This is a genomic window from Nocardia sp. CA-120079 (assembly GCF_050955745.1).
Lineage (GTDB): Bacteria > Actinomycetota > Actinomycetes > Mycobacteriales > Mycobacteriaceae > Nocardia.
This window is the reverse complement of the sequence record NZ_CP192088.1, coordinates 3,156,869-3,175,632: the sequence shown is the minus strand read 5'-3', so window position 1 is coordinate 3,175,632 and position 18,764 is coordinate 3,156,869. Positions and strand designations below refer to the sequence as shown.

Here is an 18,764-nt window from a genome sequence, read left to right as displayed (position 1 = left end):
GCTCGGCTGATTGCCAAGCTCGCGGGCCGGCGCAGCGGTACTCGTCCTCGGTGACACGAACGAGGCAGGTGACCTCGTCGCCCTCCCCGAGCGTCAGGTGGGTCGTGAAGGAGTCGAGGGCGGCGCCATGCCAGAACCGACCGCCGATAACCACATCGGGGGCGCAATCATCGGCGATACCGACAATGCCGTGAAACGCCGCCGACGGAGGGAATGACCGCGGCAGGTGACGTGTCCGTAAACCCGTTCGAACGGAGCAATTTCAGCGCACCAGCGAAGGAGACAGCTGCGGCAGCAGGTAGGTCACAGCCTCGATCCGCCACGCCGAGTGAGAGTGCAACTCTCCTGCAGCGTCAAATCCATTATCAAATAGACAGGCAATAAAGAAGGATTCGATGCCTCTACACCTCCACCCCATGGATTCGTTCGGCGCCGAGATCACGGGAGTGACCGGCGCGGAGCTGGCGGAACCGGCCGCCGCAGAGCAATGCCGGGCGGCGTTGGACGAGTACGGGGTTCTTATCTACCGGGACCTGCACATCGCCGATGAGGACCTGGTGAGGTTCACTCGGTTGCTGGGCGATCCGATGATGTCCCGGACCCGCGAGCATCGGCTGGGTGAGATCGAGACGATCACCCTCGATCCGTCGAAGACCGACGCCGTGCTGGCCTCCTACCGGCAGGGCAACTTCCACTGGCACATCGACGGCGCCACCCTCGAAATCCCGCAGTATCGAGGCGGTCGCCTGAGATGAGTAACGACACCAACGATCCGGCCGAGCTGCACCGCCGGCTGCGCTACCTGGAAGACCGGACAGAAATCCTCGACTGCATCGCCCGGCACGCACGCGGTTGCGACCGCCACGATGCCGAATTGATCGGCAGCGCATACCATCCCGACGCCGTCGACCATCACGGCAACGCCACCAACAGCGGTGCCGACTACGCGGACTGGGCCAATGCCGCCCATGCGGCCACCTCGCAGGTGCACACCCACAACATCACCACCCACACCTGTGAAATCGACGGGGACACCGCACACGCCGAAAGCTATTCGATCGTGGTGCTGCTCGGCACCGACGGCCGTACCGCTCAGTTCATCAGCGGACGCTACATCGACCGGCTCGAACACCGAGACGGCCACTGGCGCATCGCATTACGGCGCTCCACCGTCGAGGTGATGTTCACCGCCGACGCCCGGGTCGTGCAGTCCCGGTTCTTCACCGAACAGGGGTATCTCAAGGGCACCCGGGACACCACCGATCTGTCCTACCAACGTCCACTTCGATCGGACTCCCCCGCCCCGGCCCGTTGGAGCGATACGCCCCTGGCGTCCAGCGGCCCCTCGAGCTGACCGTACGGCCCACGCGCACCGGTGTAGTTACAACAGAGGCACGCGGCCGGGCGGGCGCTGCATGGCCGTGCGGAAAGACCCAGCGCCGATTCGGAACCGACTGACGGGCAATGCGTTTCCTCTCGTGCAGCGGACGCGCCCATCCAACTCGACAGACGTTCGACACCGTCGCCCGTAACGCCGATCGATCGACCCGGCCGCGAAGGACTCCGACCGGCCCACACCGCGAACCAGCGGGAGAAAGGACACAACGTGAGAGCTGTGAGCCAGCAGGCCCTGGGCGGCCCGGACGTTCTCGAGACCGTCGAAATCCCCCAGCCCACGCTGCGGCAGGGCCAGGTACTCATCCGGCTGGCAGCCACGTCGGTAAACCCCGTCGACTGCAAACTCCGCGCCGGACTGGTCGGTTTTCTGGGAGAGCCTCCCTTCACGCTCGGCTTCGATCTGTCCGGCGCCATCGCCGAAGTCGCCGACGGGGTCACCGAATTCCGAACGGGCGACCAGGTTTTCGGTATGGTCCACACCCGCACCGGCACCTACAGCGAATACGTCACAGCTCGCGCTGACAACCTCGCCCCGTGCCCCGCAGGATTGGATCTCGCCACGGCCGCCGCGCTGCCCACCGCCGCGCTCACCGCGTGGCAGGCGCTCGAACTGGCCGAATTGCGTGCGGGCGAGCGAATCCTGGTCCACGCGGCCGCCGGTGGGGTCGGCCACCTGGCCGTGCAATTCGCCAAGCTGCGCGGCGCACACGTGATCGGCACCGCCCGCGGCGTCAATCACGAGTTCCTGCGCGACCTCGGCGCCGAGGAGCTGATCGATTACACGACAACGGATTTCACCGCCGCCATCAGCGATGTCGATGTCGCGCTCGACCTGGTCGGTGGCGAATACGGATCGCGTTCATTGCGGGTATTGAGCCCCGACGGCCGCTATATCACCGCACTACAGTCCGACGTCGGCGAGGATCCCCGATACGCCCTGGTCACCGGCAGACCATCTCGGCCGGACCTGATCGTGATCGGGAAGCTGGTCGAGGCCGGACAGGTGCGCGTACACATCGATCGGACGATGTCACTCGGCGAGGCCGCCGAGGCCCACCGCGTCAGCGAAACAGGCCGCGTGCGAGGGAAACTCGTACTCACCCCATGGTGAGGGCAGACCGTGAAGGGTCATCGGGCAAACCCCCACAACAGCATCAGGGCAGACGACACCCCAGACGGAAAAGAGTGGCATGCGAATCGGATTGACCGGCATGGGTGCATCGGTGGACAAGATCGTCGGCCAAGCGCAGCGCGCGGAGGCGGACGGGTTCTCCTCCCTGTGGTACACGAGCACGGTGGCCGGTGATCCACTCACCGCGATCGCGATGCTGCAGCAAATGGTGGTGGGATCCCCGGAGACCATCGCGGCCAGACTGACCGAGTTCCAGGATGCCGGAGTCGACGCACGTCTCACCACGGCATCCGGCGCACGGCTATCGCGGAATGTTCTGCTGAGCAGTACTCGACCGCAGCTCCGGCGACATTCCGGCGCGGCAGCACGTCCTCGATCCGACGGGCTGCCGCGCCAGCGCCCCGAACAGTCGCCGAACAACGGCCCTGGCAAGGGTTTTCGCGGGCGGGGCCGACCGTAGAATCCGATCCCTCATGTCAGCCGATCACCGCGGGCATCGCATCCCCGCCCCGGACGGTCGACGTGCGCGAGCGGCGGGCGTTGGCAATGTCGATGTCCCACTCCGAGAATCGGTTCAGAACCTCGTCCAGGGCGTCCCGTCCTTCGAGCCTGGCCAAAGGAGAGCCGAGGCAGAAATGCGCACTACCCCGAAGCTCAGATGGCTACCCGCCCTGCGGTGGATGTCGAACCGATCCGGTCGTCGAACTTGCGTTCGTCCCGGTTGGCCGAGGCGAGCATCAACAGCAGAGCGCTGCCCTTCGGCACGGTCGTCCCGTGAAACTCCGAATCTTCGGTCACATACCGGGCGGCGTGTGGATCGGGCGGCTCGAAGCGAAGCAATTCCTCGAGGGTGGGGCCGGGCTGTCGCACACGGCAAAGGCGGGCAGGAGGCATCCGTTCGGTAGAGGCCGGCCATCATCCCGGAAATGCCCTGCTTCCTGCGTTGTCCTGAGAACAACAGGCATCGCAGGTAGCAGAGCATCTCCAGGGTGGATCCAGGCTCAGTGGGCCATCACAAGCTCGCCCTCGGACGGCTCCAGAGCCCGATTCGGAATCAGGAACGCCGCGATCACCGCACCGAGCACGAAGAACCCGGAGCCCCACGCCAGGGTGGCCGTGTAACCCTCGACCCCGGCCTGCGCCGCGGCCAGCGCGCTGGGCTTGTGCGAAGTCAGGTAGTCGGTCGTGGCCGACGTGGCAACGGTGGTCAGTAGCGCCGTACTGATGGAGCCGCCGATTTGCTGACCAGTGTTGATCAGGGCCGAGGCGACGCCCGTGTCGTCGCGGTGCAGGCCTGAGGTCGCCCCCTGGAACGCGGTGGTCATCGCCCCGCCGATGCCGAGACCCATCAGAATCATGCCGGGCATGATGTGGGTGGCGTAGGTGCTGTCCACCTCGAGCCGGGTCAGCAGGGCCATACCGGCTGCGGCGACCAGGAAGCTGGCACTGACGACGACCTTCGGGCCGACCTTGGGCAGCACCAGCGAAGGCATCGTGATCGATGAAACGACGACGGCTGTGACCATCGGCAGGTACGCCAGACCGGTCTTGATCGGCGAGTAGCCGAGAGTGGCTGCAAAGTAGTAGGTCAGGAACAGGAAGATCGAGAACATCCCCATGCCGATGACGAACACCGCCACGAACGAACCGCTGCGGGTCCGGTCCAGCACGACTCGCAGCGGCAGCAGCGGATGCGCGACCTTGGACTCCAACCATACGAACACTATGAGCAGCACTGCGCCCACGATCATGGAGCCGAGGGTGACAGGGTTGGTCCAGCTGGTGGATTCCACGTGCGCGAACCCGTAGACGATCGCGAACAGTCCGGCGCTCACCACGACGATGCCCGGAATGTCGAGTTTGGGCTTGGTGGTGATCACGGGCTTGGCCAGCAGTAGCAATGCACCGATCAGGGCGGGGACCGCGAAGGCGACGTTCACATACATCACCCAGCGCCACGACGCCCATTCGGTGAGCATGCCGCCGAGCAGCAGCCCGATCGCGCCGCCCGCGCCGCCCAGGGCGCTGAAGATACCGAAGGCCTTCGCCCGTTCCGATGGTTCGGTAAAGGTCACGCTGAGCAGTGCGAGTGCCGCGGGCGCGAGCAGTGCGGCGAAGAGGCCCTGGGCCACACGTGCCGCGACGAGGATCTCGAAGCTGGAGGCCGAGCCGCCGAGAACGGATGCGGCCCCGAAACCTGCCAAGCCGATCACGAAGAGGGTACGTCGCCCCAACAGGTCACCGAGTCGGCCGCCCAGCAGCAGCAGGCTGCCGAACGCCAGGGCGTAACCCGTGATGACCCACTGCCGGCTGCCGTCGCTGAAGCCGAGGTCTCGCTGCGCCTCGGGCAGCGCGATGTTCACGACGGTCGCATCGAGCATGACCATGAGCTGTGCCAGGCCTAGTACGACCAGCGCCCACCAGCGCACGGCATGGGAGCCGCGAAGGCCCGTTCCTTCTTTTCCAGAGGCGGGCGCCCCGCGGTCGATGCTGATACTCATTTGTCTCCTTGGTTGCTGGGCATGGCTGAAAACCGTCTGGAAACGGATCGGTTTCCTAGTCGGCGAGGGTGAGGCGAGTGGTTGACGGGCTGAGATGTCGGGGCTTCGAGATCGCCGTGCGGCCGCTCTGGGGCTTACCTCGGCGATCCCTGGAGGGCCGCGTCGGTGTCCGCGATGGCCAGCATCTTGTTGATCTCGACGCCGGCCAGCGCGCCGGCCGCTGCGGAGGGCCCGACCTGGGCGACCAGATCGGTGGCGTTGCCGGCCACCCACACACCCGGCACCTCGGTGGCGCCGGCGATGCCGGAGGCGAAACCGCGGCCCATGTTCGGCAGGTCCTGCACCGGCAGGCCCAGACCTTCCAGGCCCTGGGTGCGGGCTTGCAACGACGCGGCGACCGCGAGGACGCGGCGGGCCACGACCTGGCCGTCGGCCAGGCGCACCCCTGCGAGGGCACCGCCGGTGTCGTTGACGACCTCGGTGACCGGGGTGTCGATGACGCGGATGCCGCGGGCGGCGAAGCGGGCGCGGCTGTCCTGGTCCAGGTCGGTGCCGTGAGTGAAGTAGGTCAGGTCCTCGGTCAGCTGACGGAACAGCAACGCGTGGCCGATGGAGGCCGGTCCGGTGGCGAGGATACCGATGGGCTCATCGCGTACCTCCCAGCCGTGGCAGTACGGGCAGTTCACCACACTGTGCCCCCAGTGCTCGGCGAGCCCGGGCACCTCAGGCAGCACATCCGTCAGGCCGGTGGCCACCAGGACGCGGCGAGCGGTGACGCTGCGGCCGTCAGCCAGGGTGACGGTGAACCGCAGGTCCCCGTCCGCCGACGGAGCGGCAGACTCGGCCGAGACCACCTCGCCGAACACGACGCGTCCGCCGTACTGGCGCACCTGCTCGCGGCCCCGTCGAAGGATCTCTGACGGCGGAGTGCCGTCGAAGACGATGAAGCCGTGCATCGCTTCCGCGGGCGCGTTGCGCGGGGAGCCGCTGTCGATCACGACGACCGAGCGGCGGGAGCGGGCGAGGATCAGTGCACCGTTGAGCCCCGCGGCGCCCCCGCCGATCACCACCACGTCGACGGTCCCCTCGGCCAGTGCGTCGCTCGCGTACGGAGGAGTCGTCATAGTCATGGCCTCCTGCCTTTCCTGATCAGTCATGGTTCGGTCAACCCTTCGAGTTGTGGGTGGTTGGAGGGGGCCGCCGTTCAGGAAGCCCAGGATGTGGTCGGCGACCGTCTATGGCTGTCCCACGCTGAGCGCCCAGCTCAGGTTCGACAGCGAGGACTCGTGGACACCGCGGCCGATGTAGGAGAGCCCGACGTTCGCGATGTGCAGATCCAGCACGGCGATGACACTCGCCGTCGCCAGGATCAGACCGGGCCTTGCCGGCCTGGAAGGCGTCGCACGCCGGGCGGGAGTTCACAGGCAAGGGCCGGGTGTACTGCGGGGTCAGTCGGCCAGTCGGTTGAGCTTGCGGATTTGGTTGTCGAAGGCGCGCGAGGGCACGATCCGGCGCAGGAGGCTGACGCGTCCGGCCATCGAGCCGGCGGTGTACCGGAGTTTGGGCTCGGAATCGGTGGAGGCCGCGACGATCACCTTCGCGACAACGTCCGGGTCGTCGGCGTTGCGCAAGGCCGTGGCCAGCACGTCCCGGGCGACCTCCCGCTGCGCGGCGTAGACCGGCAGGGGCGAGTCGGGTGCCAGGCTGCTCGCCTCGAAACTCGTGCTTGTGTAGGCCGGCTCGATCAGCAGCATCCGGACGCCGTGCTCGCGAAGCTCGTGGTCGACGGACTCGGCGTAGCCCTTGACCGCATGCTTGGTGGCAGCGTAGACGGCCATGAAGGGCGCGGGGATCAGACCGAGTACCGAGGAAACGTTGACCACGCGGCCACTGCCCTGGGCGCGCATGTGGGGCAGCACTGCGTTCGTCATCCGCATCAGGCCGAAGACGTTGATGTCGAAGACCTCCTTGGCCTGGTTGATCGAGCTCTCCTCGCCGGCGCCGACCGCGCCCACGCCTGCGTTGTTGACCAGGACATCGATCCGACCGAACCGCTCGATCACCTCCTCGACCAAGAAGCGGACCGACTCGTTGCTGGTCACGTCGAGATCGAGGAACGTCACCCCCGCGAGCGGCTCGGCATTCGCCGCGTTGCGGCTCGTGCCGGCCACCGCGAAGCCGGCGTTCACGAGGGCGAGCGCTGCCGCCCGCCCGATCCCGGAGGAGGCGCCCGTCACGAGGGCCACAGGGCGAGCTGTCTGCATCTTGGTTCCTTCCGGTTGTGGGCATGTTTGTCGTGCGCTGTGCGGGGTCGCCTCAGGTCGGCACTGGTCCTGCAAGCCCGGACCAAGCCGGTTCGGCATGCTCAGGATGGTTATGTACTGAACTGTCAGAAACCTACCCAGTTCTGTACTAAGTTGTCAAGAATGGCGGACGGCGCTACCTTCTGGGTATGGCAAGACCACGAAGCTTCGACCGCGACCACGTCCTCCATGCCGCCGAACGGCAGTTCCGCACCGCGGGCTACAACGGCACGAGCGTCGACGACATCAGCGCCGCCACCGGCCTGGGCCGCGGCAGCCTCTACGCCGCGTTCGACGGCAAGCACGGCGTAATGCTGCAGGCGATGGCCGGGTACTCCGCCCGGCTGGGGCAGTTTGCGCCTGCGGCGCTCGCCGGACCGGACGAGGGCGCCCTGGAACGACTACGCAGGTTCTTGCTCCGCGCCGTGGACGGAGTGCCACTCGCCGCCGACGTACCCCCCGCCCCTGACCGGGCGGCAGCGGCCTGCTTCGCCGCCAAGATGGCCCTGGAGCTCGGCGCCTCCGACCCCGAGGTGGAACGCATGGCCAAAGCCTGCTTCTCCGCGCTCGCGACGGCGGTGGCCGAGTGTGTGCGAGCGGCGCAGCGCAACGGCGACATCGACCCCGACGCGGATCCCGACGACCTTGCGTACCTTCTGCTGACCATCATCCGCGGGATCGATGTGGTGGGCGCGTTCGGCCATAGTCCCGCCCGCCTGACCTCGATTGCGGAGAGCGCGTTCGCATTGTTGCCTCGCCAGCACCACCGCTGAGAAGGGCACGGCAGAACTTTCGTCGCACTCGACGTGCTCGTCGATGCGGTCGACGCCGTCGCCATCCGCCGTCGCCGGCGCACTCCGCATCGCCCCCGTCCTACAGCGCGGTCATGAGCGAGATCTTCCGCGCCGGCATCGTGTCCCTGCCCAAGGGCCAGCGCGAGGCGGCCGCCGCCATCGGCCTGCGGACCTCGCAGACCTTCCGCTTGGTGCTCGTACCGCAAGCTGTGCGAATCATGTTGCCCGCCTTGATCAGCCAGCTGGTGACCATCCTGAAGGAAACCTCGCTCGGCTTCATCATCGGCTACACCGAACTACTGCGCAGCGGCCGCGTCGCGGTGGAATACCTCGGCGGCCAATACGCCATTCCGGTCTACACCCTGATCGCCGTGATCTACCTGCTGGTCAATATCTCGCTGTCCAACCTGGCCCGGCGCATCGACCGCTGACGACCGCCAGGTAGTCTCGGTTCGCCCGATACTTGCGACCAACACCAGCTCACTGTCGGTCGGCGACCTGTCGGCAGCAGTCGACAATTGCTCCCATTTTATCGGTATGCATTTCTTCAACCCCGTTCCGGCATCCAAACTTAAAGGTGAACGCGGTGAAGGGATTTGACGGTGGCGGCTCAGTGGAGCCGGGAGTGAGGTGCGGTGGCCGCAGGCTGGTGCGGCGAGGCGGTGGCGAACAGGTGGAGTCGTTGCTGCGCAACACCATTCATGTTGGCGGTGTGAACGGGGCGGTGAAGATCACCACGGCGCATCGGTCGCGGATGGCAGTGGTGTATGTACGGCAGTCGACGGTGATACAGGTGCGCGAGCACGCCGAGTCGACGGCGCGTCAGTACGGTCTGGCCGATGTGGCAGTCGAATTGGGTGAACCACCGAGCAGGTCGTCGTGGTCGACGCGGATCTGGGAGTGTCGGGCCGGTTCGGATTCGACCGCGATGGGTTCCGCGAGCTGATGTCGCGGGTGCGTAACTCCTGCGACTACTACGGACCCTCCGTGACCATAGGGCTCGCGCCCCGTAGGTCATCCCGAATTCCCCTGTGCACCAGACGTATCTAGCGTGACGTAGGCGTCCCGGTCCGTTACCTTGAGCGGGCTCGCTGCGCGCCGCCCACCGGCCGGAAGGGTTCGAGCGACGAAAGTCGGAATCGCTCCATACCCAGAGCAAGCATTCAGGCCGTACCCGCCGATATCGGCCGAAACCGATACTGCATCAGCCGCCGCAATGGCGACCGGGTCTCAGCCGCGCTGGTCGATGAGGTCTCGACCACCGACTCCGGAAACGAACTCGCGCCACCGCCATGATCCGCCCGCGTCGGCTGTCAAGGGTGGGGTGTCCTCTCCCGCGCCTGCACGCAGACCCGCCAACATCTGTCGGAGTGCCTGCACCGCCGTGAAACGAGGTGTCCGCCCCAGCTCGGCTCGGGCCCGCCCGGTATCCAGAATCGGCAGGCGCATCACCGCATCGAACAACTCCGGCGCCGCAGGCAGCGCTCGCGCGTGCCATCCCACCGCGAGCGCCGTGCGCGCGAGCGCGGGCGGCACCGACACCACACGGGCACCGAACAACTCGGCCAGACGCAAACGGTCGATCACCGGCTCTGCGGCCAGGTTGAACGGACCGCGGGCATCGGAACTGATCGCCAGTGCGTAGGCGCGACCGATGTCACGGCTGTGCACGGCCTGGAACCGCAGCCCGCGCGGAATCGGCAGGACCGGTGTGATTCCGGGTCTGATCAGGCGATTCGGCACCAGTGGACCGGCGAACAATCGCCGCTGCTGGCTCGCTGTCTCCCGGCGGAAGGTGAACGCCGGCCGCATCCGAACCACCCGGAGCTCTGGATTCTCGCCCTCGAATCGGTCGAAAAGCCGTTCCACGTAGGCCTTCTCACGCATATACGCGGCCGGAGGCCAGCCATCGGTCGGCCAGCTTTCGGGTACCGGCCGGTCGTCCTGACACGGAGAGTACGCACCGACCGAGGAGGCGTATACCAACGCGGGTACTTGTGCCGCCGCCACAGCGCGCAGCACACGTTCCGTGCCCCCGATGTTCGCGCGCCAGGTAACCAGGGGGCGATGGGTCGGCTGGAACAACCATGCCAGGTGAACTACCACATCGGCGTTATGGAAACAGGATTCCAGATCGTCGGTTCGCACATCGGCACGCACCCATTCGACGCCGTCGTGGGGCTTGCCCGGTACGCGTCGCGCCACCCCCACGATCGAGCTGACTCCCGCTTCCTCCGATAGCGCCTCCAGCACACTCGTTCCGACGTTCCCGGTCGCGCCGACGACTACGACTCGCATGTCCGCTCCTTCGCTCGACGTCGAGGGTCGTTAGCGACATACCCGCCATTGTGGCGACGACACCGCACCGCCGTGGCGGTTGCCTGCCCGGACCGTTCGCAAGAGACCGGCTGTTCGTGCGCGGTGAGCCGCGCAGCACATTCGCCACCATGATCCTCAGCGGCGATTAACAATCTTGGTCGGCAGGCTTGTCTGCGTGGCGCATCGCTTCCATCAGTTCTGCGCGAAGTCGAGCGACAGTCGGCTCATCACCAGCATCTTCGGCTGTGGTGATGTCTTGGCGGAGTTGCGCGACAACGTCCTGGTTGCTCATGGATTTCTCCCGTCTTCGTGGTGACCGGGATGCGCGGCTAGCGATCATGGTCACGCCGTCGGTCGATCCGATCCGTTAGGCGGGTTGTCCGGATTCAGGCCGGTGAAACAGCGCACGAGCCCGGGTCAGGGTGAACGCGGGCCGCGACCGCCAGCCGAAGATTCGCGCGCCGCAAGGCCGCATGGGCGTCGGTATCCGCACGATCGGCCTCCAGCCGCTGCGCGGCATCCGCTTGCGCTGCGCGCGCTCGGCCCACATCGATGCGCTCGGCGAACTCGAGTGTCTGAGCCACGAGACGAACCTGGTCGTCATCGGCCCGCAGCCGTCCGCCGTGCAACGCGGCCAGCCACTCCTTCACACCGGCACGCACAATAAGCACCCCGACGTCGACGGCGATGTCCAGTCGACGATGTCCGGGCCCGATCACGCGTGCACCATCGACGGTGGGGACATGAATCGAGTCGGCGCTGAAGGCGAATTCGTGGTAGCCGGGCACCGACAGTGTGACCGTCAATGTGCCAGAGCTACGCTGCCGCACCCTGGGGCCGGACTCTCGCCGCATCATGGGCCTTCTTCCGATAAGTCGCCAGGTCGTTTCCGGGGCGTGGGCTGGACTCGCACCGAGTCACTAAGTGCACTCCAGGCAACGGGTTTCGGTACCGGAACGTTAGCGAGCCCGAACAGATAGCGGGTTGCGCCGGCCAGGTGCCGCAGGAACCGGCCTCGCCGCTCGACGCAGCCTCCCGCGCGTCTACGAATTCCGTATGGCAGTGGTGTTAGTTCCATCAGCCGAGATGCCCAGATCTCGCTCATAGGCATCCGGTTCTCGATCCTCTTGCTCGCCCGCCCGCACCGCCGCGGGGCGCGCTGTGGCCGGCGCCTCGGGTGCTACCTCGGGTTCCTCTTCGGCCAACCGTTCTTCCAGACCACGGTCGTGGGCCTGCTCCCACGGTGTCGTTCCGTACTTCGTGGCCCCTGTCCACTGTTGTGGAGGATCCATTCCCGCTTCGAGCGGGTCGGCGTGCAGTCGGTCCTCGTCGAGATCCTCGGCGCCGGTCAGCGCCGTCCCATCGGATTCGACGGGGTCCGGCGCGCCGGTGTCCTGCGGTGGATCCCAAGAGCTGTTCTGACCGGTCATGAGAAAATCACTCCTTTCCTCCCGCGCCCAGCGACGCCATCGCGCCTGCTGATCGCTGCTCGGCGAGCTGGTGCGACTGCGGTCGATACGGACATGGTCTCCGGCCTTCCTATGAAAAAGTTTGTCCGAAAACAGCTTTCGGCGGATGCGTTCGTCCTACGCCGATTCGCGGTTCTCGAGTCCGACCGCGTCGATGAGTTCGGTGCGGTGATTGCCGAGTTCGGGGTAGTCGGTGCCGAGTTCGTTCATGAGGTCGGCGAGTGCGTCGGCGATGGCGTTCAGTTTCTGTTGGAGGGCTTCCTCGGAGCGGGATTGGGTGTTCTGCAGCAGTGCGACCAAGAGGAAGGTCACGATGGTGGTCGCGGTGTTGATCACCAGTTGCCAGGTGTCCACGCTGGGCAGGATCACGAACGTCGGTGCCCAAAGGACCACCATCAGCACGCAGAATACGAAAAACGCCGCTTTGGAGGTCAGCGCGGCGGCCCCGCTGGCGAAGCGGTCGAACAGGCCTGGCTTGCCATCGACATCGGAGGGCATCGTGCTGTTCTCGCCGGAAGAAGCCCGCGTGTACTCGTTCATCAACGGTCCTGAGCGGCTGCCTCGCGGTCGGCGTGCCACGCTCGACCGATCGGCAATCGTGCGGCGCGCGCACTGAACCCGATCCCGAAGTCGTTCGATGTCACCGGCATTGGTATGTCGGTCGACAGTTTGCGTTGGCCCGGACGGGATTCGCGAGGCAACGCGCGCATGTGTGTCAGGACCCCCGCATCCGCGTTGGCACGCTCGAGCAGCCCCATCACGCGGCGGCGGCTGGCGATGACGCCCGTGGATCCGAGTTCGGACAGCGCGGTTGATGATGCGCTGCCGGCGGGTCGGTGTCCGTGCTGATCTGCCATCGATCCTCCTGCTGATGCGGCGAAGCAGCCGATACGGCTCTCGACGCGCTGATACCCGCGCCGTCCGCGGTGAAACCGGATGCTCGAGACCGGACTCCGAGCCGACGCCTCCCGCTCGGCTGGTTCGCTGCCGCCCGCACGGGTACGGCCAGAGCGAGTTGAAGATTTCGAGTGAGGAGCTGCGATGCGCGCGGTGACATGAAAAACTGATAAACCTGCGACCAAGGCCGGGCCGTCGGTGGCACAAGGTGATCCAGCGGGGTTCAACGGTCGGTTCGGATGACCACCAGTTCCTCCCATCGCTGAGTGTGGTCCATGCATCCGGTCTCGATCAGCCACTGCGCACGATCGCGCAGCACCGGACCGAAGGCAATCCAATGACGTTGCACCACAGAGGCTTTGAGGACATGAGCGCGCAGCGTCGACAATGTCAGATCCGCGTCGCAAAGGGCCGAATGCACCAGTAGCGCGATACCACGCGGGTTGAGCAGCGCGGGCAGCGATGCACACACTCGGTCTAGGGTGGCGCGGCCAAGGTGGCCGCCGTCCCAGGCGCGAGCGCGTCCGCGGGCATGCGGGCCGTCGGGCGAGGGCACATACGTCGAGGGCCGGGTGGCTCTGCTGGGCGACGCCGCCCATGCCATGACACCGTTTCTCGCTCAGGGTGCATGCCAAGCGCTCGAAGACGCCGCGGTCCTCGCCGCAGAACTCACCGGTGCTACCGAAATCTCCACGGCACTAACCCGATTCGACCGCACACGGCGACCGCGCAGCCAGCGGGTGCAGCACATGGCCCGGCAGGTTCCGGCAGTCAGCCTGTCCACCAACCCGCTCGTCTACACAGTGATGACGAACCTGACCCGGTTCGCCGGTGGCGGTGTCGCCGCCCGCAAGGCCGCCCGGTTGTGGTCCTGGGTCCCGCCGGTAGCCGGCACCCAGCCCGCCGTGATGGGGCACGGTGAGGTGAAATGACCGTCCAAAGGTGATGTTCCGCAGCGGTGACATCGCTGCCGATGCCCGACGACGTGGCAACAGCGTTGCGGGAGTTGAAGACTCGCCAGAAGCGGGAACAGCTCGCGCTCCATCGACCCCGTGCGGCCGTCGACGGCGTGGACACACTGTCGGTCAGCACAGGAGGTAAGACGCGCGGGAGCTGGTTCCGCACTAGGTGGACGTGGCGTCGGCGCGTGTGTCGTATTCGGCGCGGGCGGCGTCGATGTGCGCCAGGTGCGTAATGCTCCACTCCAGCAGGGGTAGGGCCGCTGCGCGCAGACTCGTGCCCATCGGGGTGAGTTCGTAACTGACGTGGGGTGGCATGACGTTTCGCACGGTCCGGGTCAGGATGCCGTCGCGTTCCAGGGCGCGCAGGGTGACGGTGAGCATGCGCTGGCTGATTCCGTCGGTATCGCGCTTGAGTTCGCTGAACCGGCGTGGCCCCTGGCTGAGGTGTCGCACGACCAGCAGTGACCACTTGTCCCCGACGATGTCGAGCACTTCCCGTGTCCGGCAGGCATCGTCGTGGCTCTGCGGCGGCCTGCCCGCTGTGGCAGTCATGGTTACCTCCTGGGAACCGGGGCACCGAAATGTGCCTTATTGCCCGATCCATGTCGAGCGCACCACACTGATCGCGGTTCCCAAAGTGTACCGAGGTATGAAAAGTAACTACCCGCGTCGGTGCGCTACCGCACGTCGAAAAGGACGATCATGTCAATTTTTCTACTGGTCCACGGCGCCTGGCACAGTGGTAGCTGCTGGCAGCGAGTGGTACCGCTGCTGGAATCGGCCGGGCATCAGGTGCACGCGCCATCGCTGACCGGCTATGGCGACAAGGCGCATCTCCTCGGCCCCGACGTGGGGCTCGACACCCACGTCGCCGACGTCATCGAGCTGATCAAAGACAAGGACCTCACGAATGTGGTCCTCGTGGGGCACAGCTACGCAGGATTGGTCATCTCCTCGGCGGCCAACGAGATTCCGGACCGCATCGCGCACCTGGTGTATCTCGACGCGATGGTCCCCGAGGACGGCGAGACCGCGGTCGACGTCCAACCCATGAGCCAACACCTGATCGACCTCGCCACAACCTCGGGCAGCGGTTGGCGCATTCCCCCGCTGCCCGAGCAGCCGGCGCCTTTCGGCCTGTTCGGAGTTACCGACCCGGCGGACATCGCCTGGCTGCGCACGATCCTCTCCGATCAGCCGGTGCGTTGCCTACAGCAACCGGCCCGCTTGGACAATCCGGCCGTGCACGCGATCCCTCGCACGCACATCCACTGCGTCGGCGCCACTCCGGCGGGCATCACCCGGCGAGTCGTTCCCGCGATACAGCCCAACGGTTCCGCTGCACAGGTATGGGAGTTGCCGACCGGCCACGACTGCATGATCACCATGCCAACCGAACTCAGCGAACTGCTGCTCGAGCTCGGCCGTTAGCAACTGATTGTCAACGAGCTGGCCGATAGGCGGGGCCGAACTCCAGTCATCGGAAGGAGCGCGCACTCGTTCCAGGTATAGCCAGGCAGACAGCCACCAACCCATCCGGGAGCTTTGCACGACATGCCGCTCTGCCCCGGGCTGTGCACGCCGCAGCACGGAAATGGTTCGGATAACCACACGAACACAACAAAGCCGCAGGCCGTTGAACTGCGGCTTTGCCGTTCGATGACCAGCAGTTTTCGGTGTTGCAGGAGGTTGGCGTACTGGTCGATACCCCTCCGGACACCAGCCGCAGCACGCCGAGCTGCGGCCGCTGACATTCGCGGAATCACACCGCAACGAGATGCGGCACACAGCAGCGTCTTCGGCTGTATCGCACGGTGTCTCGGTGCTCGCAGCAATTGATCTCAGCAAATCCGAATGATCCGTCGAGCGGAGCGGTGGAGGACGCGGAGGCGCCGCGGCAGTTTTTGTAGACGCGGACGCGGTGTCTGGTTACCTGACCCGATCAGTGTTCGTCGGTTTGGTCCGCTGTCCAAGCCGCGATCTGAGCGCGGGAGCTGAATCCGAGTTTGGTCAGGATATGTTCGACATGACCTTCGGCAGTGCGTTGCGCGATCACCAGCTCGGCTGCGATTTGCTTGTTGGTGAGTCCTTGGGCGATGAGGGCGGCGACCTGGCGCTCGCGTTTGGTCAATTTCGCGGAGGTGTCCGACGCGGAGGCCACATCGGCGGGTTGTTCCCCGAGCGCATAGGCAATAGCGGCATCCATACTCATCTCCCGGCCTTGCCGAAAAGCACCATCGAATCTGCGAGCACCGAGGGTTTGACGTGTTGTCCCCTCGCATTCCTCGTGAAAGCGCGACATGCTTCGCAGAACCGCCCGCACACTGCTGCCCACCAGCCATTTTCCCTGGGCTGCCCCCATCAGCACGGCCGCGCGCTCGGGATCGCCCTGGTCGGCGGTAGTCCAGGCCAGCGCCTCGAGGCTGAATGCGGTGAACACCGGACTATTCGGCCGTCGGTTGATTCGCAATGCCGCCTCGAGCAACCCTTGGGCGCGGTCCCGTTCGCCTTGCAGCCATGCCGAAACGCCCAAGCCGCGCAACGCGGCAGAGCGATAGAGCAATTCGCCTTGCGCTTCGGTGATGGTAAGTACTCGGCGGTAATGCTCGGTCGCCTGGACCATGTGGCCGCGCAGTTCGTATGACCAGGCGAGGATGGTCAGAGCACTGACGTAGAGCTCTTCGGTCTGGTTCGAGCCGAGCAGGTCGACAGCTCGTTCAAGGGAGGAGGATGCGTCGGCCGCTGCGCCGCTGGCGAGTGCGGTGACGCCGGCAGCGTAGGCGAGCTGTCCCTGGATGGCGGGGGTAGCTGCCTGTTGGGCGAGCAATCGCCCCTCCTCCAGAAGGGCGGCGGTGGCTCGGAAATCACCCTGTGGCGCGGCAACCTCGCAGGCAGCGCGTAGCGCACCGATGCGGTCGGGAATCGATTGCGCGCCGGGGTGGGCGAGTACGCGATCGAGCCAGATTCGGCCTTCCCCGTACATTCCGCGAAGGATCCAGAATTCGTGCAGCGCGGCGGCGATTCGCAGCCCGGCCGCGGCCGCCTCGTCGGTGTCCTCGGAAAGACAGGATTCGAGCGCGTCGCGCAGGTTGGGGAGTTCGCGCTCGAGGCGGGCGATCCAGTAGGGCTGCTGGTCACTGATCCACCCGGCCTGGGCGTCCAGCGCCAATTGCTGGTACCAGTCGCGGTGCCGTCGGCGCAGCTCCTCGTCTTCGCCGGACTCTCGCAGCTTTTGCCTACCGTAGTCACGCATTGTCTCGAGCATTCGGAATCGGACGATGGTGTCGGACTCCTCCCGGATCAGAATCGACTTGTCCACGAGGGCGGACAGCACATCGAGCGAGCTGTCCGGTGCCAGGCCGATACCGCATACCTGTTCCACGGCGTCGAGTTCGCAACCCATGGCGAACACCGACAACCAGGCCCACAGCCGCTGCTCGGCCGGGGCACACAACTCATAGCCCCAGTCGACACACCATCGCAGCGTCTGCTGTCGGGTCGGCGCGGTACGACTGCCACGCGTGAGCAGCGCGTACCGATCATCGAGACGTTGCAGAATCTGCTCGGAGGACATCGCACGCATCCGAGCCGCCGCCAGTTCGATCGCCAGCGGCAACCCATCCAGCCGCGCGCAAATCCGGGTCACGGCAGCCTTGTTGTGCTCGTCGAGTTCGAAGCCCGGCACGGCTGCCGCGGCGCGATCGGCGAACAGCGTCACCGCATCGAAACGGGGCAGCCTCGTCAGCGTCGGCTCCCGGTCCTGATCCGGGACCGTCAACGGCGCCACCCGCAGCACCGCCTCCCCCGCGATATTCAACGCTTCCCGGCTGGTGGCGAGAATCCGCAGCTCCGGGCACGTCCGCAGCAACGCCTCGGCCAACTTCGCCACGGCCTCCACCATGTGCTCGCAGTTGTCGAGAACGAGCAATATTTCCCGCGCGGTCAGAAACTTGACCAGAACATCGCGCAAAGGGCCGGGCGCCGCGTCCCGCAAACCCAGGGTAGCCGCCACGACGTCGACCAGCAGCGCGGCATCGGAGACCTCGGCCAGTTCGACCAACCACACCCCGTCGGCGAAATCCCGCCGCGCTTGCGATGCGGCCCGCAGCGCGAGCCGCGTCTTGCCGACGCCCCCCACTCCGGTGAAGGTGATCAGCCGGGACGTGGACAGCAGATTTTTTACCGCCGACAACTCGCTGCGTCGGCCGACAAAACTGGTCAGCTCGAACGGCAGATTGCCACCACTGTCCTCAGCGCCCGCTGCCGGCGAGCGTCGTCCCTCCATCGATGGCTCGCGGTGCCGATACTCGCCAATCGAATCCGACTGCCGGCCCGCCTCACCAACCGAGAAACCATGGCGCTGCCGCACCTGTCTACTGCTCTCGTTCAGGCCCGCCGCAGAAGGGCGTTCGTCAGGGTCGCGGCTCATCGCAGTCTCCACACCACCGACACATCGTCGGGGATACCACTGTCGCGGAGGTCCGGCATCGGTTGAGCGGTGATCCGCAGAAACGGTGTCACCATGTTCTCACCCCTACCACGCTGGAACGCGGCATGGCCGGTCAGCGTGCAGAACAGGGTCGCGCCGAGCCTGTGCACGTCCACGGCCGCCGCCGTCGGCGCATTCCCGTCCAGCACGTCCGGGACAGTGAATGCCGGTGATTCGGTGACAATGCCTGCAGCCGTTTGGAATCCACCGGCGATGTGGGCCATCCCGAAACCGCCGCGGTCGATCTCCACCGCATCCTCGAAACCGGCCGCGGCCAACTGCGCCATGATGGTCGTTGCCACCTCATGGTGCGTGCGAAGCGGATCGTCCTGAGTCATCGGCCGAGTACGATCCCACCGACATGTCTTCGGTCACCGGGCACCATGCGCTTACCTTTCGCCAATGCTCAGCGTATCGCCGACAAAGGCAAGGACCGGGTCGTGGTGTAAATCCCCGGACGCCATGACGTGTCCGGTCTCCATGGCACACACACAAACTTC

Annotated in this window: 22 protein-coding genes and 2 pseudogenes; 10 read left to right on the top strand and 14 right to left on the bottom strand. The window is 66.0% G+C overall.

The window, feature by feature from the left end:
• Window positions 1-395: 395 nt before the first annotated feature.
• The 4 genes and pseudogenes from ACQPYR_RS14470 to ACQPYR_RS14455 all read left to right on the top strand — a co-directional run.
• Window positions 396-755: a TauD/TfdA family dioxygenase gene (locus tag ACQPYR_RS14470; protein WP_433632346.1), complete on the top strand. Its 360-nt coding sequence runs from the start codon at window positions 396-398 to the stop codon at window positions 753-755.
• Entirely contained in the window at window positions 752-1,354 is a 603-nt protein-coding gene (locus ACQPYR_RS14465) for a nuclear transport factor 2 family protein (RefSeq protein ID WP_433632344.1), read from the top strand. Before ACQPYR_RS14470 ends, ACQPYR_RS14465 begins: the two co-directional genes overlap by 4 nt.
• 252 nt (window positions 1,355-1,606) lie before the next feature.
• The gene (locus ACQPYR_RS14460) at window positions 1,607-2,509 is read left to right on the top strand and encodes an NADP-dependent oxidoreductase (protein ID WP_433632341.1); all 903 of its coding nucleotides are present in this window, start codon (window positions 1,607-1,609) and stop codon (window positions 2,507-2,509) included.
• Window positions 2,510-2,588: 79 nt separating this feature from the next.
• A pseudogene (locus tag ACQPYR_RS14455) lies at window positions 2,589-2,726 on the top strand (TIGR03564 family F420-dependent LLM class oxidoreductase); the annotation flags it as partial.
• Window positions 2,727-3,006: 280 nt separating this feature from the next.
• Here ACQPYR_RS14455 and ACQPYR_RS14450 read toward each other — a convergent pair.
• From ACQPYR_RS14450 to ACQPYR_RS14435, 4 genes and pseudogenes are all read right to left on the bottom strand, one after another.
• Window positions 3,007-3,379 (bottom strand): annotated as a pseudogene (locus ACQPYR_RS14450) (cytochrome P450); the annotation flags it as partial.
• 152 nt (window positions 3,380-3,531) lie between these two features.
• Window positions 3,532-5,031, bottom strand: coding sequence for an MFS transporter (locus ACQPYR_RS14445; RefSeq protein WP_433632338.1), 1,500 nt, complete (start codon window positions 5,029-5,031; stop codon window positions 3,532-3,534).
• Window positions 5,032-5,165: 134 nt separating this feature from the next.
• Window positions 5,166-6,161: an NAD(P)/FAD-dependent oxidoreductase gene (locus ACQPYR_RS14440; RefSeq protein ID WP_433632335.1), complete on the bottom strand. Its 996-nt coding sequence runs from the start codon at window positions 6,159-6,161 to the stop codon at window positions 5,166-5,168.
• Window positions 6,162-6,479: 318 nt separating this feature from the next.
• Window positions 6,480-7,295, bottom strand: a complete 816-nt coding sequence (locus ACQPYR_RS14435; protein WP_433632332.1) for an oxidoreductase — start codon at window positions 7,293-7,295, stop codon at window positions 6,480-6,482.
• Between the two features lie 188 nt (window positions 7,296-7,483).
• On the opposite strand from ACQPYR_RS14435, the gene ACQPYR_RS14430 reads away from it, so the two are divergent.
• From ACQPYR_RS14430 to ACQPYR_RS14415, 4 genes are all read left to right on the top strand, one after another.
• Window positions 7,484-8,107 carry a TetR/AcrR family transcriptional regulator gene (locus tag ACQPYR_RS14430; protein WP_433632329.1) on the top strand — a complete coding sequence of 208 codons (624 nt, stop codon included), beginning with the start codon at window positions 7,484-7,486 and terminating at the stop codon, window positions 8,105-8,107.
• A 113-nt stretch (window positions 8,108-8,220) separates the two neighbouring features.
• Window positions 8,221-8,559 (top strand): ABC transporter permease subunit, encoded by a 339-nt coding sequence (locus ACQPYR_RS14425; RefSeq protein WP_433632327.1) that lies wholly within the window; start codon window positions 8,221-8,223, stop codon window positions 8,557-8,559.
• Window positions 8,519-8,728 (top strand): 3-hydroxyacyl-CoA dehydrogenase NAD-binding domain-containing protein, encoded by a 210-nt coding sequence (locus ACQPYR_RS14420; RefSeq protein ID WP_433635129.1) that lies wholly within the window; start codon window positions 8,519-8,521, stop codon window positions 8,726-8,728. The genes ACQPYR_RS14425 and ACQPYR_RS14420 overlap by 41 nt, the downstream gene beginning before the upstream one ends.
• Window positions 8,715-9,074: a hypothetical protein gene (locus tag ACQPYR_RS14415; RefSeq protein WP_433632324.1), complete on the top strand. Its 360-nt coding sequence runs from the start codon at window positions 8,715-8,717 to the stop codon at window positions 9,072-9,074. The genes ACQPYR_RS14420 and ACQPYR_RS14415 overlap by 14 nt, the downstream gene beginning before the upstream one ends.
• Before the next feature lie 284 nt (window positions 9,075-9,358).
• On the opposite strand, the gene ACQPYR_RS14410 is transcribed toward ACQPYR_RS14415, so the two are convergent.
• The 7 genes from ACQPYR_RS14410 to ACQPYR_RS14380 all read right to left on the bottom strand — a co-directional run bounded on the left by ACQPYR_RS14410 (window position 9,359) and on the right by ACQPYR_RS14380 (window position 13,285).
• On the bottom strand, window positions 9,359-10,426 hold the full coding sequence (locus tag ACQPYR_RS14410) for an NAD-dependent epimerase/dehydratase family protein (protein ID WP_433632322.1): 1,068 nt from the start codon (window positions 10,424-10,426) through the stop codon (window positions 9,359-9,361).
• Between the two features lie 166 nt (window positions 10,427-10,592).
• On the bottom strand, window positions 10,593-10,739 hold the full coding sequence (locus ACQPYR_RS14405) for a hypothetical protein (protein WP_433632319.1): 147 nt from the start codon (window positions 10,737-10,739) through the stop codon (window positions 10,593-10,595).
• Window positions 10,740-10,833: 94 nt separating this feature from the next.
• On the bottom strand, window positions 10,834-11,253 hold the full coding sequence (locus ACQPYR_RS14400) for a hypothetical protein (RefSeq protein ID WP_433632317.1): 420 nt from the start codon (window positions 11,251-11,253) through the stop codon (window positions 10,834-10,836).
• Between the two features lie 237 nt (window positions 11,254-11,490).
• On the bottom strand, window positions 11,491-11,877 hold the full coding sequence (locus ACQPYR_RS14395) for a hypothetical protein (RefSeq protein ID WP_433632314.1): 387 nt from the start codon (window positions 11,875-11,877) through the stop codon (window positions 11,491-11,493).
• 156 nt (window positions 11,878-12,033) lie between these two features.
• Window positions 12,034-12,456, bottom strand: coding sequence for a low affinity iron permease family protein (locus ACQPYR_RS14390; protein ID WP_433632312.1), 423 nt, complete (start codon window positions 12,454-12,456; stop codon window positions 12,034-12,036).
• Window positions 12,456-12,773 carry a hypothetical protein gene (locus ACQPYR_RS14385; RefSeq protein WP_433632309.1) on the bottom strand — a complete coding sequence of 106 codons (318 nt, stop codon included), beginning with the start codon at window positions 12,771-12,773 and terminating at the stop codon, window positions 12,456-12,458. Before ACQPYR_RS14385 ends, ACQPYR_RS14390 begins: the two co-directional genes overlap by 1 nt.
• Before the next feature lie 263 nt (window positions 12,774-13,036).
• Window positions 13,037-13,285 (bottom strand): hypothetical protein, encoded by a 249-nt coding sequence (locus ACQPYR_RS14380; protein ID WP_433632307.1) that lies wholly within the window; start codon window positions 13,283-13,285, stop codon window positions 13,037-13,039.
• A gap of 10 nt (window positions 13,286-13,295) precedes the next feature.
• Here ACQPYR_RS14380 and ACQPYR_RS14375 point away from each other — a divergent pair, with 10 nt between their 5' ends.
• Window positions 13,296-13,745, top strand: coding sequence for an FAD-dependent monooxygenase (locus ACQPYR_RS14375; protein WP_433632305.1), 450 nt, complete (start codon window positions 13,296-13,298; stop codon window positions 13,743-13,745).
• Between the two features lie 192 nt (window positions 13,746-13,937).
• On the opposite strand, the gene ACQPYR_RS14370 is transcribed toward ACQPYR_RS14375, so the two are convergent.
• Window positions 13,938-14,327 (bottom strand): winged helix-turn-helix transcriptional regulator, encoded by a 390-nt coding sequence (locus tag ACQPYR_RS14370; RefSeq protein WP_433632303.1) that lies wholly within the window; start codon window positions 14,325-14,327, stop codon window positions 13,938-13,940.
• A 150-nt stretch (window positions 14,328-14,477) separates the two neighbouring features.
• Between ACQPYR_RS14370 and ACQPYR_RS14365 the strand changes: the two genes are divergently transcribed.
• Window positions 14,478-15,206 carry an alpha/beta fold hydrolase gene (locus ACQPYR_RS14365; protein WP_433632301.1) on the top strand — a complete coding sequence of 243 codons (729 nt, stop codon included), beginning with the start codon at window positions 14,478-14,480 and terminating at the stop codon, window positions 15,204-15,206.
• 511 nt (window positions 15,207-15,717) lie between these two features.
• On the opposite strand, the gene ACQPYR_RS14360 is transcribed toward ACQPYR_RS14365, so the two are convergent.
• Both ACQPYR_RS14360 and ACQPYR_RS14355 read right to left on the bottom strand, forming a co-directional pair.
• Window positions 15,718-18,204 (bottom strand): ATP-binding protein, encoded by a 2,487-nt coding sequence (locus ACQPYR_RS14360; RefSeq protein WP_433632299.1) that lies wholly within the window; start codon window positions 18,202-18,204, stop codon window positions 15,718-15,720.
• Window positions 18,201-18,602 carry a hypothetical protein gene (locus ACQPYR_RS14355; protein WP_433632296.1) on the bottom strand — a complete coding sequence of 134 codons (402 nt, stop codon included), beginning with the start codon at window positions 18,600-18,602 and terminating at the stop codon, window positions 18,201-18,203. The genes ACQPYR_RS14360 and ACQPYR_RS14355 overlap by 4 nt, the downstream gene beginning before the upstream one ends.
• Window positions 18,603-18,764 lie beyond the last annotated feature (162 nt).

Bases quoted from the DNA above. Each gene is read 5' to 3' on its own strand.
- ACQPYR_RS14440 (WP_433632335.1), bottom strand. From the start codon at position 6,161: ATGACTATGACGACTCCTCCGTACGCGAGCGACGCACTGGCCGAGGGG.
- ACQPYR_RS14410 (WP_433632322.1), bottom strand. From the start codon at position 10,426: ATGCGAGTCGTAGTCGTCGGCGCGACCGGGAACGTCGGAACGAGTGTG.
- ACQPYR_RS14470 (WP_433632346.1), top strand. From the start codon at position 396: ATGCCTCTACACCTCCACCCCATGGATTCGTTCGGCGCCGAGATCACG.
- ACQPYR_RS14385 (WP_433632309.1), bottom strand. From the start codon at position 12,773: ATGGCAGATCAGCACGGACACCGACCCGCCGGCAGCGCATCATCAACC.
- ACQPYR_RS14405 (WP_433632319.1), bottom strand. From the start codon at position 10,739: ATGAGCAACCAGGACGTTGTCGCGCAACTCCGCCAAGACATCACCACA.
- ACQPYR_RS14390 (WP_433632312.1), bottom strand. From the start codon at position 12,456: ATGAACGAGTACACGCGGGCTTCTTCCGGCGAGAACAGCACGATGCCC.
- ACQPYR_RS14360 (WP_433632299.1), bottom strand. From the start codon at position 18,204: ATGAGCCGCGACCCTGACGAACGCCCTTCTGCGGCGGGCCTGAACGAG.
- ACQPYR_RS14425 (WP_433632327.1), top strand. From the start codon at position 8,221: ATGAGCGAGATCTTCCGCGCCGGCATCGTGTCCCTGCCCAAGGGCCAG.
- ACQPYR_RS14365 (WP_433632301.1), top strand. From the start codon at position 14,478: ATGTCAATTTTTCTACTGGTCCACGGCGCCTGGCACAGTGGTAGCTGC.
- ACQPYR_RS14445 (WP_433632338.1), bottom strand. From the start codon at position 5,031: ATGAGTATCAGCATCGACCGCGGGGCGCCCGCCTCTGGAAAAGAAGGA.
- ACQPYR_RS14435 (WP_433632332.1), bottom strand. From the start codon at position 7,295: ATGCAGACAGCTCGCCCTGTGGCCCTCGTGACGGGCGCCTCCTCCGGG.
- ACQPYR_RS14395 (WP_433632314.1), bottom strand. From the start codon at position 11,877: ATGACCGGTCAGAACAGCTCTTGGGATCCACCGCAGGACACCGGCGCG.
- ACQPYR_RS14430 (WP_433632329.1), top strand. From the start codon at position 7,484: ATGGCAAGACCACGAAGCTTCGACCGCGACCACGTCCTCCATGCCGCC.
- ACQPYR_RS14370 (WP_433632303.1), bottom strand. From the start codon at position 14,327: ATGACTGCCACAGCGGGCAGGCCGCCGCAGAGCCACGACGATGCCTGC.
- ACQPYR_RS14465 (WP_433632344.1), top strand. From the start codon at position 752: ATGAGTAACGACACCAACGATCCGGCCGAGCTGCACCGCCGGCTGCGC.
- ACQPYR_RS14355 (WP_433632296.1), bottom strand. From the start codon at position 18,602: ATGACTCAGGACGATCCGCTTCGCACGCACCATGAGGTGGCAACGACC.